The organism is Nostoc sp. 106C, from assembly GCF_002154725.1.
Classification (GTDB): domain Bacteria; phylum Cyanobacteriota; class Cyanobacteriia; order Cyanobacteriales; family Nostocaceae; genus Aulosira.
The window spans coordinates 17,960-34,918 of record NZ_MTAW01000150.1; the positions used below are offsets into that span (position 1 = coordinate 17,960).

Genomic DNA, 16,959 nt, shown 5'->3' on the forward strand with positions numbered 1-16,959 from the left:
AATGACAACTGGCAAAAAGGAAACAAACCAGTGAATGTTGCTAGTTTGAATTTTCAACACTGGCGGGAGTATAGTTTTTAATGATGTTTTCGATGCCGAATTAGATCAAAAAGAGCGACTATCTAGACCAATTCCTAGTGGTCGCGTGTCTCGGCAAAATGCTGCGTTATTGGGGAGTATATTGTTTGCGATCGCAATTGTGGCAGCTTTCCAAGTTTCTTGGTTGAGTGTCATCTTAGCTTTAGTCATTACTTTTGCAGTGTTACTCTATGACTCACTAGCCAAGCATCATCCTTTTTTTGGTTCATTGAATATGGGTTTGTGCCGTGGCAGCAACATTTTTAGCAGTTTTAGATTGGCTGAGATGTTTACGCCATGCTTCCATGTAAGTGTAGAATACAGGAGTTAAATAAAGCGTCAAAATTTGCGAAAATAACAATCCGCCAACAATTGCAATACCCAATGGACGACGCGCTTCTGAACCCGAACCTGTTCCTAATGCAATGGGCAAGGTGCCGATCAACGCTGCCATTGTCGTCATCATAATTGGGCGGAAGCGAACTAAACAGGCTTCATAAATAGCATCAAAAGCACTTTTTCCTTCGCTGCGTCGCTTTTCAATAGCAAAATCCACCAGCATGATGCCATTTTTCTTAACGATACCAATCAGCAGAATGATGCCGATAAAGGAGTAAAGATTCAACTCTACTTGAAAGATGAGCAATGTTAGCAATGCACCAAACCCTGCTGAAGGTAACCCGGAAAGAATGGTAATCGGGTGAATGAAATCTTCGTAGAGGATACCCAGGATCAGATAAATTACCACAATCGAGACAAGTAGCAACCAACCTAAATCGTTAAAGGACTGGCTAAACACTTGGGCAGAACCCTGAAAACTTGTTGTAATTGTCGCAGGCAGAATTTCCCGTGCTACTTGCTCTATAGCATCTGTGGCCTGGCTTAAGGATACTCCTGGTATCGTCTCAAAGGAGATAGTAGCAGAAGGAAGTTGAGCTAGGTGAGTAACAGTGAGAGGTCCGACATTTTCGGTAATATTAGCGATCGCACTTAAAGGAATAGATTGGCCATTACTGGAGCGAATATAAAGTATAGATAGAGCAGTTGGATCGCGCTGGAACTCTGGTTTTAGTTCTAAAATTACATAAAATTGGTCATTCGGAGTATAAATAGTGGAAACTTGACCAGAACCATAGGCATCGCTGAGGATTTTCTCTACTTGTGCTGCTGTGATTCCCAAAGTTGCAGCTTTGTTATGGTCAACCTGAACTTGCACTTGGGGAGTACTGAGTTGTAGGTCACTATCAACACTCCGGAGTCCTGGTATTGCTTTGACTTTCTCTAACAGTTGGGGAAGGTATTGGCGCAAATCTTGCAGGTTTAAACTCTGCAAAGTAAATTGATATTGGGAATTACTTTGTTGACCGCCGATGGGAATCGCCGGGGGAGAACGTAGGAAAACTTGAATTCCCGGAATACCCCGTAACTTAGGAGTCAGTTGTTGAATAATTTGATCGGAATTGAGGCGACGTTGGGAACGTTGTTTTAAGCGAATTGTAATCCGTCCACTGTTGACAGAGGCGTTGGGACCACTAGCACCGACAGTTGAATTTACCGCTTCGATATTAGGGTCTTTGCGAAGAATATCTACGACTACTTGCTGGTGACGAAGCATATCATTAAAAGAAATATCTTGCGCCGCTTTTGTGTTGACCATCAGTTGTCCAGTGTCTTCTGTGGGGATGAAACCTTTAGGAACGATGACGAACAAATAGACAGTCATCAGCAGCAGAATACCCGAACCAATCAGCGTCATTAGGTGGTATTTTAAGACAGGCTTGAGTGTCCATTCATATCCTCGCAGCAGCAAATCAAATGCTTGCTCTGAGATGCGATACAATCGATTTTGCCGCTGTTCGTGGAATGAATGCAGAAACCGACTGCACAACATCGGGGTGAGACTGAGAGAAACAAAACCCGACACCAAAATTGCCACAGTAATCGTCACAGCAAATTCATGAAATAGGCGACCAATCAACCCACCCATGAACATAATCGGGATGAACACCGCCACCAGTGAAAGCGTCATGGACACAATTGTAAAGCTGATTTCCCTGGAGCCTTTCATTGCCGCTTCTAGAGGTGGTTCCCCCAATTCTCGATGACGGACGATATTTTCTAGTACGACGATCGCATCATCTACCACAAAGCCCACAGATAAGGTTAAGGCCATTAGAGACAGGTTATCTAAAGAGTAACCTAATAGATACATAGCGGCAAAAGTGCCGATAATCGCTACAGGTAGGGCTAAACTGGGAATCAAGGTTGCAGTTAGGTTACGCAGAAAGAGGAAAATTACCAGAACTACTAAACAAACCGATAAAAGTAAGGTAAATTTGACATCTGCAATTGAAGCGCGAATCGATTGCGAGCGATCATACATAATGCCCATCTCAATCGACTTGGGAACTTGGGCGCGTAAGGTGGGTAATAGTTCCTCGATCGCATCGACAATTTCTACAGTGTTAGCACCCGGTTGCGGCTGCACAGCTAGCAGGATTGCTGGACGGTTTGTGACTTGGCGATCGCTATAAAGATTCGAGACTTTGTTGTTTTGAACGTCATCAATTACCTGCCCTAAATCCTGAAGTCGCACCGCCGCACCATTTTTATAGGTGACAATCAGCGATCGATAAGCAGCAGCATTACTGAGTTGACCGTTAGCCGCGATCGTGTAACTTTTGTATTTATCAGAGAGTCTCCCAGTTGGTAAGTCTACATTTGCCTGTTGAATCGCCGTTTTCACCTGATCGAGTCCAATTCCCCGCGCTACTACCTCACGCGGGTCAAGCTGGATGCGAACAGCATACTGCTTTTGACCGTAAACCTGTACTTGTGCAACCCCATCGATCGCGGAAATCGGCTGACCGACTGTTATCTCTGCGTATTCATCTACTGTAGAGATGGGAACTGTTTCCGAATACATATAGAGAAACAGAATTGGAGATACCGAGGGATTGACCTTGCGGTAAGTAGGTGGATGAGGCATCCCTGCTGGTAATTGTCCGGCGGCGGCTGAGATTGCTGCTTGTACGTCTTTGGCAGCATCATCCACATTGCGGCTAAAGTCAAATTGTAGCGAGATATTGGTACTGCCCGTTGAACTAGTAGAATTGAAAGAATTTAGTCCAGCAATTTCGGTGAACTGTCTTTCTAAAGGTGCAGCAACCGCAGATGCCATTGTTTCGGGTGTTGCACCAGGCAGGCTGGCAGAAACACTAATAAAGGGATATTCAACGTTGGGTAATGCACTAATCGGTAACAGCACATAACTCATGAGACCGAAGATGAGAATACCCATCATCACCAAAGTGGTCATGACTGGACGACGAATGAAGAGTTCTGAAAGGTTCATGAGTGTTGTTCTCCCAGAAATGTGATAGCAATGCGATCGCCAAATATAATTTCAACTACTTACGAATGCTTATTGTTAATGGCTAAACATCTCTAATGCCTCCTGAACTGCTTCTTGAACAATTGGATCGGGATCTTCTAAAAGCTGCAATACAAACTCTACAGCTTCAAATGCTTTGATTTTTCCCAAAGCAACGGCCGACCTACTACGAACCCATCTGTTAGGATGTTGAAGTATTTGAATTAATGCATCTACTGCTCGAAGTTGTTCGAGTACTAATACTACAGAAAAGCCTGAATCATCTTTTTCGTCTTGTAGCAGATTCAGAAGAGTATTAACTACTTTAGTTTTCAGGCTGTTTAGTGGAATTTCTATTCCATAGCTATTGCTCATAGATAGGTCGTTATGAAGTAGTTGTAAAGTTTGCCAAGAAGAATCTTCAGGAAATATTTTCAAAAATCTTTCGAGAGCTAAGTCTGTAATTCTTGAATTGTAATTTCGATAGGCAGCAGCATACTTTTTCTCATTTTTCTCTATGTAACCTTTACGAGAGATGAACAATCCCCCAGTCTCGTAAGATTCAGCTAGAGTCAACAGCATTGCTGTTAAATTAGTGTATTGCAGTGAGATTTCTACAATTTCAGATATATGAATTACAGGGGAAGTTGCTTGTTCATCATCAATGGCAACCACTGCTAAAAATTCAATATCCGACATACAGATTGGTAAGACAGGTTTACCTGCATACTTATACATCAAGGCTATTTCTTGATGTTCCTCAACCCAAGTTTTAGCCTCTTTTACTCCTGACTCTAAACTTAAAAGGAACATAGGATAAAATATCCTATTATCTGTACAGCCATCTATTGAATATCCATTTGACCATTGATAAATTTCTCTAACTTCTTGGGATACTTTAAAAGAGATAGTACTCAATAAATTATCTATTTCTAAGGGACTTAAGCCTGATGTTAATGATGCAATCTTTGCTGGGTGATTTTCTCGAAACCAGGCATAAATTCGTTCTAATGCATTTTTAATATCTGACATAATTATTTATTTGAAATTCATAATTGAGGAAATCAAATTTTTGCACATCATCAACGATCGCCTGTAAATGAAAAGACTCGCCGGAACTTAACCTGACTAAGCTTTGCACGCCAGGACTCCATATATATGTAGAACACAGGAGTCAAATACAAAGTCAAAACTTGCGAGAATAACAACCCACCGACAACTGCAATCCCCAGAGGACGACGGGATTCGGAACCTGCACCAAATCCCAAAGCAATGGGTAAGGTTCCCATCAGCGCTGCCATTGTCGTCATCATAATCGGGCGGAACCGCACCAAACAGGCTTGATAGATTGCCTCAGATGGCTTTTGCCCTTGATCGCGCTGGGCTTCTATGGCAAAGTCCACCATCATAATGCCGTTTTTCTTGACGATACCTACCAGCAGAATAATGCCGATAAAGGAGTAAACATTAAGTTCAACACCAAAGAATATCAGCGTTAACAACGCCCCAAAGCCAGCCGAAGGTAGACCAGAAAGAATTGTGAGTGGGTGAATAAAATCTTCGTAGAGGATACCGAGAATCAGATAAATTACTAAGATAGCGATCGCTAATAGTAAACCAAGACTCGGCAGCGAACTTTGAAACACCTGACTCGCACCTTGGAAGCTGGTACTAATACTGTCAGGAATTACTGTATGAATCAGTTTTTCTAGTGCTTGGTTAGCTGTTCCCAAAGACACGCCAGGGGCAAGGTTATAAGAAATTGTCGCTGCATTCATTCGTCCTGCATGGTTGACCATCAACGGCCCTATCCCTTGAGATAATTTGGCAAATGTCTTCAAGGGAACTGCTTGCCCATTGCTAGAGTTAATGTATAAGCTCATCAGTGCATTGAGATTCTGTTGATACTGGGGTTCCAGTTCCAGAATCACCTGATACTCGTTGCTCGCTGCATAGATGGTTGAAACTTGGTAGGAACCGTAAGCATTTCTGAGGGTGTTTTCGATTTGCTGGGCTGTAACACCAACAGTTGCAGCTTTGTCGCGATCGATATCAATGTTGACCTGAGAAGCAAATTGTAAATCGCTGTTAACATCCTGAAGTTCTGACATGGTTTTCATCTTGGCAACTAGTTGAGGAACATACTGCTGCAAAGGTTGGACATCAGAACTTTGAAGCGCCAGTTGATAAAGTCCTGTAGTCTGCTGGGTGCCAATGGGAATGGCTGGAGGATTTTGTAAGAAAACTTGAATACCCGGTACAGTGGCAAGTTTGGTTCTTAGTTCTTGAATGATTTCGTCAGCGCTAAGGTGGCGTTGCGATCGCGGTTTTAAGCGAATAAACAAACTCCCAGAATTTCCAGCCACAGCTGCACCGCCACCACTACCACTCGATCCAGCCCCGATATTGGAGTTAACTGCATCGACGTTGGCATCTTGGCGGATCAAGTCAGTAACTACTTGTTGGTGACGCACCAAATCGTCAAAGGAAGCATCTTGAGCTGCTTGGGTAATGCCTGTAATTTGTCCGGTATCTTCACTGGGAATAAAACCTTTGGGAACTACTGCCAGCAGCCCAACTGTGACTATCAGCAATACAGCCGATAAAATCATGGTGGTACGGTGATATTTTAAGACTTTTTTCAGGCTCCAATCATACAGAGCCAGAAAGCGATCAAATACATACTCAGAAGCTTGATATAAGCGGCTTTGATGGGCATGATCCATAGGACGGACAAAGCGACTGCACAGCATTGGAGTTAGACTCAGCGATACAAACCCCGAAACTAAAATCGCCACCGCGATTGTGACTGCAAATTCATGAAATAATCGCCCCAATAATTCACTCATGAACAACATGGGGATGAACACTGCAACCAATGAAAGTGTCATCGATAAAATGGTAAAACCAATTTCTCTCGACCCATTCAAAGCTGCTTCTAGCGGACGTTCCCCCATTTCCATGTGGCGGACGATATTTTCTAACATGACGATCGCATCATCAACGACAAAACCCACAGACAGGGTCAACGCCATCAATGACAGGTTATCCAGTGAGTAATGCAGTAAATACATCACCGCAAAGGTGCCAATCAGCGATACGGGTAACGCTAAACTGGGAATCACTGTTGCTGAAAGATTCCGCAAAAATAGAAAAATTACCAGGACAACCAAAGCGATCGTCAAAATTAAGGTAAAACGGACATCATCTACTGAGTCGCGAATTGCTTGAGAAGCGTCATATAAAACCCCGATTTCTACGGATTTGGGAATTTGGTCGCTTAATTTTGGCAGCAATTTCTTAATTGTGTCTACGACTTGTACCGTATTGGTTCCGGGCTGTCTTTGAATAGTGATGATAATAGCGCGGGTATTATTGTACCAACTTGCTACCTTGTCATTTTCCACACTATCAATTACCCGACCAAGTTGATCGAGATAGATTGGTGCGCCATCTTTGTACGCCACAATCAATTTGCGATAAGCGGTGGCATCTTGAAGTTGACCGTTAGTTTGTACTGTATAGTTTTTGTGGCTTCCTGAAAGGCTACCAGTAGGTAAATTGACGTTCCCCTGTTGAATTGCAGTTTGCACTTGATCTAAACCAATTTGCCGAGTTGCTAATTGTTGGGGGTCAAGCTGAATTCTTGCTGCATACTTTTGGGAACCATAGATAGCTACCTGGGCGACTCCATTGATTGTAGATAGCTTTTGCGCTAAATAAGTCTCGGCATAATTGTCTACCTGAGAAAGGGGCAATGTGGGAGAATCTAAGTAAAGGTAGAGAATTGGTTGATCGGCAGGGTTAACTTTGCTGTAAGTTGGGGGATTAGGTAAATCATTGGCAATTTGCCCCGATGCAGCTGCGATCGCCGCTTCTACATCTTGGGCGGCATCGTCAATATTACGACTTAGGTTGAATTGCAGTGTAATTTGCGTTTTGCCCAAGGTGCTACTCGAGTTGAGCGAATCGAGTCCCGCAATACTAGAAAATTGCTTTTCTAGAGGACGAGCAACTGATGCTGCCATCGTTTCTGGGCTGGCTCCTGGTCGGGCAGCGCTTACCTGAATTGTGGGATAATCTACACTCGGCAAATCGCTGATTGGTAGTTGGCGATAACTCATGAAACCAAAGATCAGAATCCCCAGCATCACCAGAGTTGTCATGATCGGGCGACGAATAAACAGTTCAGAGAGGTTCATCAGTTAGTTGCTCCCTGCTGAGTCTGAATTACGCTGTCTCCTTGAATGCTGAGGATTGCCAGTATCTGCATTGGAACTATTACCACCTGCTGCATTTAAAGCAGTTTTGATCCGAATCTTGTTGCCCGAAACTAAGTTCGCTTGTCCATCGGTGACCACTTTATCGCCTGGTTGCACTCCTTTCTCAATCACATCTAAGCCATTAATGGTGTTGCTGACAGTTACAGGCACATTTTCTACCGTCATATCCGGTTTAACCACAAAGACAAACTGCCCATTCGGGCCATTCTGAACGGCTTGGGCGGGAACAACGATCGCATTTGGTTGTTGAGTCAGCGTCAGTGTTGTGTTCACATATTGACCGGGAAACAACTGTCCCTGAGCATTGTCAAAGTCGCCAATCAACTGAATTGTTCCTGTGGTGTTATCAACCGTATTATTAATAAATGACAAAACACCAGGTATTGGGGTATTACTGCCAGAAAAGGTCACATCTACCTTCAACTTGCCATTCTGCATATACTTTTGCACTTGGGGTAGATTGGATTCTGGGATAGAAAAGGCAACCTGAATCGGTTGAATTTTGGCGATTGTTACCAGGGGATTGGTGCTGTTGGTTTGAACCACGTTACCCTGAGTCACGAGAATGTTACCAGCACGACCATCGATCGGGGCATAAATTTTCGTGTATGACAATTGCACTTGAGTATTTTGCAATGCGCCTTCATCAGCACTAACAACCGCCTCGGCATTTTTGATCGCCGCCTGATCGCCTTGGACAACAGCCTGGGCATTCTTAATTCCTACTTGGTCGCTGTTTACCACTGCTTGAGCATTGGCGATCGCTTCTCGATCTGCTTGAATAGTTGCTAAATCTGCCCGGCTATTAGTAGTGTATTGCTGCGCTTGATCCTGGCTAATTGCTCCCTGCTTAAACAACGTCGTGTAACGGTTGCTTTGTGCTTGGGCGTATTGGGCTTGGGCTTGATCCTTGGCTAAAGTCGCCTCAGCTTGTCTGACTAATCCTTGGTCTTTGGCTAAAGTGGCTCTGGCTTGATCTATTTGTCCCAAATCTTTGGCTAGAGTAGCTCTGGCTTGCTGTACCTGTGCTTGGTCTTTAGCTAAAGTGCCTTGAGCTTGCTGAATTGCCGCAGTTTCGGTTCGCTCATCCAGCGTAAATAGCAGCTGTCCTTTATGTACTTGTTGACCTTTCTTAAAATAAACTCCAGTAATCCGCCCGCTAGCTTGAGGTGTAACCGCTACCGTAGACCAAGCTTGTACATTGCCGATCGCCTGCAATTGCACAGGAACTGTTTTTTGGGTAACTGTCGCTACGGTTACAGGTGTTACTTGCTGCCTTCTATTGTTAGATCTGGCTGCTTTACTGGGTTGAGTAAACGCACGCATTCCAAAGAATATCAGCATCGCTAGCAGCGTAATACCAATTAGTTTTTTCCAGTTGGATCGAACTGTTTTAGAAAGTGAGGGTTTTGCAAAATTAAAGTCAACACCATAATATTGCTGAATATCACTTGGAGAATCATCATCAAAAGTGTTCATAATTTTGAACTTTGGATAAATTACATTGTAAAAAGTGAAACCTAGAAAACTTAAGAGATAGTTTTACGTTCATAATTTACTTACCTTCAAATAAAGTTTTTCAATAAAAGAAACGGCTATAACTGAGTTATGGTGGGCTATGCCTAGGCTGTTCACTTTGATGAAATTTGGGCGTTTTTGGTTCATGCTATTTTCGTCTAGTGTCATTGCGAGCGAAGCGACGCAATCGCAAATATTCTGGGATTGTTTCGTCGTTCCTCCTCGCAATGACAACACAGATTTTGCATGATTTTTTAACTACTAAAAAGCTACGGAGTCAACACCCTAGGCTTTGCCCACCCTACAGACTACAGACACTAAAAAATAATGAATTTTATGTTATCTATATTGATATTTCTTTGCAGAAACTTGAGAGCTTTTCTTTCTAGCTGCCGGACTTGCGCTCTAGTAATATCCATACGTCGAGCAATTTCTGATAAAGAGATTCCATTTCCGTCTACCAAGCCAAAATGCAAAATTAAGACTTCTTGTTGTTGCTGAGGCAGATTTGATAATAGTTTTTGAATATCTTTATTCAGGGATTCTTCAGCAGCATAGCTATTAACGGATGCTCTATCATCTTCTATTAAATCTCGTAATTCTGTCTCTTGTTTTGGCCCGACTTTCATCTCTAGAGATACAGGTTGACGGGCTAAAAGTAAATACTCCCGAATCTGACTAGGTTCTAAAGCTAGTACATCAGCAATTTCCTTAGTGCTGGGAATACGACCCAGCTTTTGAGATAATTCTTGCTGAAGGCGTTGAATTTTGTTTAACTTCTCATGTACTTGAATTGGTAGTCGAATAGTGCGTCCTTTTTGAACTATTCCTCGCGTAATTCCTTGACGAATCCACCAGTAAGCATAGGTTGAAAACTTATATCCCAGAGTCGGATCGAATTTCTCAACTCCTCTTTCCAAACCTAAAGTACCTTCTTGAATTAAATCTAGAAGTTCTAAATTACGTTTCTGATATTGCTTGGCAATTGACACCACCAGCCGGAGATTAGCCGCGATCATTTTCTGTTTAGCTTTTTTTCCTTGATTTAGCTGCTGAAGTAATTCCTCTTCTCTCAGCTGCATCTGGTTAGCCCATTCTTGCAGTGTCGGTGTACGCTTTAATTCAAGCGTCAATTTTTCCTTGACTGCAATTATTGCCATCATCCGCTGAACTTGTTGAGCAAAAAAAATCTCTTGCTCATGGGTTAATAAAGGTATCCGACCAATTTCTTGAAGATAGGTACGCACTAGATCGGTTGTTGGTTGAGAGGCTTTGTTTGTGTTATTAGCTTCAGTTTCTGACAATTTTAAGTTTCTCATAATGCGTAAGCTAACTCCTGTTAATTAGAATGTTTAGTATTAGAGAAAAAACGCAGGTAATGACTCGGATAAGCATAGAGGTTTTTATAAAGAAACCAGGTATCAATTACTAGTTCCATGAGGGCAATCAATACCCAGATTGCTAAAGAAAAAATTACAGGTAGGCTGAGATCGGGAAACTTTCTTTGTACATCGACAATACCGAATAACAACAAAAACAATAGTGAAACTCCTAGCAGGAAAGACAATTTAGTAATTGCCAGAATGAAACGGCTTACCTCCAGGATACGATTGTAAAGTCGAGAAAATCTTTCTAAGATTTCTTCCATGTTATTGATAACAAGTAGAATTTGTTGCAAATGTAAATGTGTACTCAAGGAGCATTGTTGCTGGACTTGAGAAGATTTATTTCTGAAATTCTCTAGCAACCTGCTTAAGGAAAGCGCTTCTACACTAGATTCGTAAATGGGAAAATCTTTTAAATGCAAAGGAACTAAATAATTAATTACTACTATCAGAGTTTCATCAAAATTATTTAATTCAGAAGGAAGAGATTGAGTCAGACGAATCAGTTGGTCAATTTGAATCTGAAGTGTATAGTAGTCTTCATATCGCCGTTGGGCTATCAATTGGCTAGTAAACGTCAAAAAAACTATTAACACTCCTAATAAAGCAGCCAGGGATTGAGAGACAGCAGAAAAAAATTCGATCGCTACATCTTTATGTACTGTCATCCAAGGAGCATTTTTCCGCATGGCAAAAGCCAAAGTGCCAATAAATACAAATCCTACAATTGGTAGTTGATAACGGGTAAGTGTGATTATTACCTTCTGTACTAAGGGAATAGTACAGAGTCGAACCAAGATTTGGAGACCCTGCACAGGTTCGCCAATTTGCAATTTTTGGCCTTTACTGTGGTTTGACATGATGGAAACATGCAGTTCCTGGCTTGTTGACGATAGTAGATATTGTCAAAAGTATTTCTATGCTTATTTTTTAGACTGGAGGCTTACATGATTTGCCTCGGCTTGAATCAATTTACTCAGGTCAGCAACGGCACTAGCATACTGAGGATCGGCTAACGTTCCTAAAGCATGATTTTGAGCCATCTGTTTCTGTTGTGCTTCGGTTAAGGCCACGGTAATATCTGGTGAAATGCCAACATGATTGATATCTCGACCTTTGGGTGTGTAGTATTTAGCGATCGTCAGTTTTAACCCCGAACCATCTTCTAGCGGTTCTACAGATTGAACTAAACCTTTACCAAAGGTGCGAGTCCCTACTAACTGGGCACGATTATCATCTTGTAACGCACCAGCAAGAATTTCACTAGCACTAGCAGACCCTTGATCGACCAGGATAACCAAGGGTTTATTGGTTAAGGGATGTCCATTGGCTTCGTATTGCTCTTTGACTTGGTTTCGATTTACCAAAGAGACGATTGTTCCTTGCTTCAACCACATACTGGCAATTTTCAAACTTGCATCCAGCAATCCACCTGGATCGTTGCGCAAATCCAAAACATATCCTTGCACCTGTTGTTTTTCTAATGCTTGAATTGCCCGACGCATCTGCGCTGGAGCCGTGTCTGTAAATTGTGGTAGTCGAATATAGCCAATCTTGCCTGTTGCTGTTGTTTGTGTACGGTAAGTCACGGGACTCACATCAATTTTGGCTCGGGTGAGTGGGAAAGTTTGCAGTTGACTACGCCGTTGAATTGTGAGTGTCACCTTAGTTCCCGCCGCACCCTGAATCCGCTTGACAGCATCGTTGATCTTCATTCCCTGAGTTGGCTGGTCGTCGATTTTGACAATCACATCCTCCGGTAAAATACCCGCTTTGAAAGCAGGTGTTCCTTCAATTGGAGCAACAACAGTTAACGCTTTAGTTTTCTCATTCTCTGCTAGTTCCAGACCGACACCATTGAGATTGCCAGCTAGTTCGTTATCCAGATCCTCGAATTCTTGGGGGTCATAGAATTCCGTATAGCGATCGCCTAATTTTCCCACCATTTCTTGAATTGCTGCATAAGCTTGTTCTTTAGAACTGTAGGTGCGGTTAACATACTGTTGTCTCACAGCTTTCCAGTCTTGATTGTTAAAGCTGCTATCAACATAATTGCGATCTAGAATTTGCCACACCTGGTCTACGAGTTTTTGTGGACTGGCTTGGGACTCTCCCAGACTTTTGGCAGCATAGAAACTAGTTCCTGTCAGGATTGCTGCTGTAATTACAAGTTCTATGGTAGTTAATAATTTTTGCTTTAACATACTGCAACTGAATAAGGATAGATTTACAAAAACTAGTGCACAGAAATGCTACGAATCTCTTTAAGCTCATATTTAAAACGCGAACAAACTACTGAGAATTCTCCTGAGATTGCCCTTGATGATGAGAATAAGCAGTCTTGAAAATCTGTTGAATTTTAGTTTTTTGATCGGCGTTAAGATTCAGACTAGACAAGGCGTTACGCATTTTTTCGCCTTGTTGCAATTTTGCTGACAACTGTTTGACTTGATCTGGAGTTAAAATCGCCTCAATTTGCTGACGAACTGCTTCGCGGTGCTGACCACGTTGTGAAGTATCTGCTTTAGAAGTGTTTGTTGTAGGTGCATTTTCAGAAACATTTGTCCCGGAGTTGTCGCCTTGAGACGCATCTGGAGATTTAGAACTGGTACAACCTGTCACTCCTCCAATGAGGATAGTTGCAAGTAAGAGAGTTGGTACAATTATTTGTTTCTTTAACATTTGCCGCTCCATCTGGTGTTATATGTAATCAAATGAATGTCTGAAAAGTCGCTACCTTGATTACACAGCTAATCTTAAAAGTTGGAATAGGTCAGCGCATGAAGTAAAGTTCCTAACTTTAGTAGGAAAAAAGTAATTAAGTTATTGTGACTTTTGTCCTAGTTGAGAAATAGTTAATCAGTCAAAACGGCTCTAAATATATTGCAGACAAATTCGTTATATAGAAAGAAGAGTTTAATCATCCACAGCATCCAGATACCAACTACTTTGCAAAGTAGAGTATCTCAAGCCCTCATTCACGCTTTGCAACTTTCAAAGGATTGATGTGTTGTTTGACTACCTGTTCCCTTCTAAGATTGGGAAAATACCTCTAGTTTCGTTGCTCCAGCCATTGAGTTGGAACAGTTATATGTTTCGTCTAACATACCGATCATTTCGACTGTTGCTTTACCTGGAGTGGCTGCTGTTAGTCACGGCAGTATTCATGGAAGTGTTGTTGCCGTTCAGTTTATGTTGGTCTTTATTGCTGCGAGTTCTGGCGATCGCTGTTTTTGGTTTGATGGGCTTTCTACTGCCAACAGTCAAACTAGGAACAAAATTATTGTACACAGTTATAGAATTCGGTTTTATTTGGGTACTAGCAACTCAATCTGAATTATCTACTCGCTCCGTTTTTCTACTGTGCTTGGTGCTAGTAATGCGGAGTTGTTTGATATTTAAGCGATCTGGACAGTTAACTGTCTTGGGTTTATCTTTTATTTCCTATGGAACAATACTTCTGTCAAAACCCATTGTGCCAGGTAAGTTCCCAATAATAGTCTGGGATTGGCGGTTGAGTAATTTGTTGTTGTTTAGCTTGACGCTGATATTTGCTTTATTGTTGATTAATGCCTTGCTTGCAGAACGGCAGAGTCGAGAACAACTGGAGATTGCCCATCGGGAATTAGAGATTACCCATCAGCAATTGCAGCAGTATGCACTACGCATTGAAGATCAGGCAACTTTGCAGGAACGCAACCGCATTGCCCGCGAAATTCACGATGGACTAGGACACACTCTATCTGCCCAAGCCATTCAGATTAATAATACTCTGTTGTTCTGGGAATCAAATCCAGACAAGTCCTTGACTTTCCTCAAACAAGCCAAGCAACAGGGAGCTGAGGCGCTGCTGGAAATTCGGCGTTCAGTTTCTGTTTTGCGATCCAACCCATTACAGGGACAATCCCTTGAATCAGCAATTAAGAAGCTACTGAAAGACTTTCAGCAAACTACAGGTATAGAACCTGCTTACAAAATCGATGTGCCATTCTCTTTACCAACAGAAGTTAACACAACTCTTTACCGCATTGTGCAAGAATCGCTGACAAACATCTATAAACATGCCCAAGCCATAGGTGTAACTATTCAATTACAACAGCAGGCTCAGAAGCTTAATCTATCGATCGAGGATAATGGAAAAGGGTTTGATCCAAATCAAAATACAACTGGGTTTGGACTCCAAGGAATGCGAGAACGAGCGCTAGCGCTAGGTGGTCAGTTTCATCTCCAGAGTCAACCTGGAACAGGTTGCCGCATCTATGTTTCATTTCCTCTTTCAAAATTGTTGCTATGATTCGGATTTTGTTAGTTGACGATCAAGTCCTCATTCGCCAGGGCATTAAAAGTTTGCTGGAGTCCAATTCTGATATGCAAGTGATCGGCGAAGCCGAGAATGGGCAACGGGCGCTTGAGCAGATTCCCACACTACAACCCGATATTGTGTTAATGGATATCCGGATGCCTGTAATGGACGGAGTCGCAGCAACAGGAGCGATCGCGCAAAATTATCCAGACACGAAAGTTCTTGTTCTAACTACGTTCGATGATGATGAGTACGTTTCGCAAGCGATGCGATTGGGTGCTAGGGGTTATTTGCTCAAGGATACTGAACCAGATGAACTGGCTTTAGCAATTCGATCTGTCTACAAGGGACATACCCAGCTGGGCCCAGGATTGTTTGAAAAGGCGATTTTGCTTAGCACAATACCCACTCCATCTATTGACCCTCCAAAAGAATTAGCACAACTCACAGCTAGAGAGTTAGACGTATTGCATTTAATTGCCTCTGGAGCGAATAACCGTGAGATTGCTGCATCGCTGTTTCTTTCGGAAAATACTGTTAAGAACTATGTCACAAATATTCTCAGCCACTTAAACTTGCGCGATCGCACTCAGGCCGCCTTGCTTGCCCAGTCTCTATTCGGTCATCTTAAGTAGCTTCAGTAGTGCCGGATTGCCGCCTCCTGTCGAAATTGTCGGGTAGCAGGATGTTATTGCTATAATCCCGCCGCCTCGCTCCCCATGCGGCACTGCTTTCCACTTTGGATGGGATTGCAATCAATACGGTTCGGTTAAGAAAATTCATTGACAAAAAAGTTCACAAATAATTACTAAACAAAAAACCGAACAATTATTTTGGAGGGGGCTTGGGGGACGCAACCGTGCCCCAATCGGGGGTTTGGGGGAGAATCCCCCAAATCTTGGTTTTTGTTCGACAGATGAGAACTCTTATCACCTTAACTGAACCTTATTGGTCTATAATCGCTGCTGTCATTTCGTGGGTTGGGTTAATGCACAGTTATCGTTGGACTGTCGCAGATACAGTTGTGAATTTCGGTTGGGGAACTGATACGCCTTGGGCTATTGGCTATCTTTTGCTGGCTATTCTCTTTTTATATGTCGATTGGCAAGAAAGAGATAAAATTTGATGCGATCGCTGCATTGTTGTTTGGGGATAAGCTTTGCAATTCACTATTGGCGATCGCTCCCACATCATCGTTTAGGTTTCCTCTTTGAAAATAGGGTTAGCGCAGCTGGCCGTAGGCATTGCTGTTGTTAACCACCATCCCCCGATAAATTTAGCTCTCCATCAACAGTGATATCAAATGTAAATTGAATATGGATGTATTTGTTGGGATATCCTGTGGGCAAAGGTGCAAAGGGCGCGGCTCGCTGTATAGCGTTGAGCGCCGCTTGATCAGTGACGCTAAATCCAGAAGTTTGTGCAAGCTGGAGATTGCTCAGCTGACCGGAACGGTTAACACTGAAGTTAAGCACCGTTCGCCGAGAAGACTGGCTTAACCCCGGTAGCCATTGCTGCTTCACTCGTTGCTGTAGTTGGTTTAAGTAAGAGGTGATATCTATATCTTGACTTTGGGCATCAATACCAGAAGTCCCTTGGCGATCGCGGTTGGAATTGGGTAAGGCTGCCAAATTATCACCACTAAAATTCCGGCTAGATACACTTACAGTACCACCCAGCAAACTTGCGGCACCTGTGTAATGAGAAGGCATTGCTTGAGATGGTTTTCGCCCACTTAATCTAGTTCCCGGTTGGCCTAAGTGATTAGGATTGGGTGTTGTTGGCTCAACTTTGGGCGTTAGTGGTGTGGTCGGTGCTACGGCTATTTTCTTAGGCTGGGGCACTGTTGGTATGGTTGCACTTTTGGGCGCTGTTGGCTCAACTTTAGGCGTTAGTGGTGTGGTCGGTGCTACCGCTATTTTCTTAGGATTGGGCACTGTTGGTATGGTTGCACTTTTGGGCGCTGTTGGCTCAACTTTGGGCGTTAGTGGTGTGGTCGGTGCTACTGCTATTTTTTTA

12 protein-coding genes and 1 pseudogene are annotated in these 16,959 nt (G+C 42.7%); 4 read left to right on the forward strand and 9 right to left on the reverse strand.

Going from position 1 to position 16,959, the window contains the following annotated elements:
- The first annotated feature begins 70 nt into the window (after positions 1 to 70).
- A complete protein-coding gene (locus BV375_RS23225) occupies positions 71 to 409 on the forward strand; it encodes a UbiA family prenyltransferase (RefSeq protein ID WP_243714019.1) in 339 nt (112 codons plus the stop codon).
- Here the strand turns inward: BV375_RS23225 and BV375_RS23230 are convergent.
- From BV375_RS23230 to BV375_RS23265, 8 genes are all read right to left on the reverse strand, one after another.
- A complete protein-coding gene (locus BV375_RS23230; protein ID WP_086764783.1) occupies positions 305 to 3,433 on the reverse strand; it encodes an efflux RND transporter permease subunit in 3,129 nt (1,042 codons plus the stop codon). The genes BV375_RS23225 and BV375_RS23230 overlap by 105 nt on opposite strands.
- A 75-nt stretch (positions 3,434 to 3,508) precedes the next feature.
- Complete coding sequence (locus tag BV375_RS23235; protein WP_086764784.1) at positions 3,509 to 4,483, reverse strand: SMI1/KNR4 family protein; 975 nt, start codon at positions 4,481 to 4,483, stop codon at positions 3,509 to 3,511.
- Positions 4,484 to 4,533: 50 nt separating this feature from the next.
- Entirely contained in the window at positions 4,534 to 7,653 is a 3,120-nt protein-coding gene (locus BV375_RS23240; RefSeq protein WP_086764787.1) for an efflux RND transporter permease subunit, read from the reverse strand.
- Positions 7,654 to 7,656: 3 nt separating this feature from the next.
- On the reverse strand, positions 7,657 to 9,213 hold the full coding sequence (locus BV375_RS23245; protein ID WP_086764790.1) for an efflux RND transporter periplasmic adaptor subunit: 1,557 nt from the start codon (positions 9,211 to 9,213) through the stop codon (positions 7,657 to 7,659).
- A gap of 356 nt (positions 9,214 to 9,569) precedes the next feature.
- Positions 9,570 to 10,571, reverse strand: coding sequence for an RNA polymerase sigma factor, RpoD/SigA family (locus BV375_RS23250; RefSeq protein WP_086764793.1), 1,002 nt, complete (start codon positions 10,569 to 10,571; stop codon positions 9,570 to 9,572).
- 20 nt (positions 10,572 to 10,591) lie between these two features.
- Positions 10,592 to 11,497 carry a hypothetical protein gene (locus BV375_RS23255; RefSeq protein WP_086764796.1) on the reverse strand — a complete coding sequence of 302 codons (906 nt, stop codon included), beginning with the start codon at positions 11,495 to 11,497 and terminating at the stop codon, positions 10,592 to 10,594.
- 63 nt (positions 11,498 to 11,560) lie between these two features.
- The gene (locus tag BV375_RS23260) at positions 11,561 to 12,841 is read right to left on the reverse strand and encodes a S41 family peptidase (protein ID WP_086764799.1); all 1,281 of its coding nucleotides are present in this window, start codon (positions 12,839 to 12,841) and stop codon (positions 11,561 to 11,563) included.
- Positions 12,842 to 12,929: 88 nt separating this feature from the next.
- Positions 12,930 to 13,319: a hypothetical protein gene (locus tag BV375_RS23265; RefSeq protein ID WP_143842176.1), complete on the reverse strand. Its 390-nt coding sequence runs from the start codon at positions 13,317 to 13,319 to the stop codon at positions 12,930 to 12,932.
- A 409-nt stretch (positions 13,320 to 13,728) separates the two neighbouring features.
- Between BV375_RS23265 and BV375_RS23270 the strand changes: the two genes are divergently transcribed.
- The 3 genes and pseudogenes from BV375_RS23270 to BV375_RS23280 all read left to right on the forward strand — a co-directional run.
- Positions 13,729 to 14,931: a sensor histidine kinase gene (locus BV375_RS23270; RefSeq protein WP_086764804.1), complete on the forward strand. Its 1,203-nt coding sequence runs from the start codon at positions 13,729 to 13,731 to the stop codon at positions 14,929 to 14,931.
- Positions 14,928 to 15,575 (forward strand): response regulator transcription factor, encoded by a 648-nt coding sequence (locus tag BV375_RS23275; protein ID WP_086764806.1) that lies wholly within the window; start codon positions 14,928 to 14,930, stop codon positions 15,573 to 15,575. Before BV375_RS23270 ends, BV375_RS23275 begins: the two co-directional genes overlap by 4 nt.
- Before the next feature lie 311 nt (positions 15,576 to 15,886).
- A pseudogene (locus BV375_RS23280) lies at positions 15,887 to 16,066 on the forward strand (NCS2 family permease); the annotation flags it as partial.
- A 127-nt stretch (positions 16,067 to 16,193) separates the two neighbouring features.
- On the opposite strand, the gene BV375_RS23285 reads toward BV375_RS23280, so the two are convergent.
- The gene (locus tag BV375_RS23285; RefSeq protein ID WP_086764808.1) at positions 16,194 to 16,784 is read right to left on the reverse strand and encodes a TonB family protein; all 591 of its coding nucleotides are present in this window, start codon (positions 16,782 to 16,784) and stop codon (positions 16,194 to 16,196) included.
- Between the last annotated feature and the right edge of the window lie 175 nt (positions 16,785 to 16,959).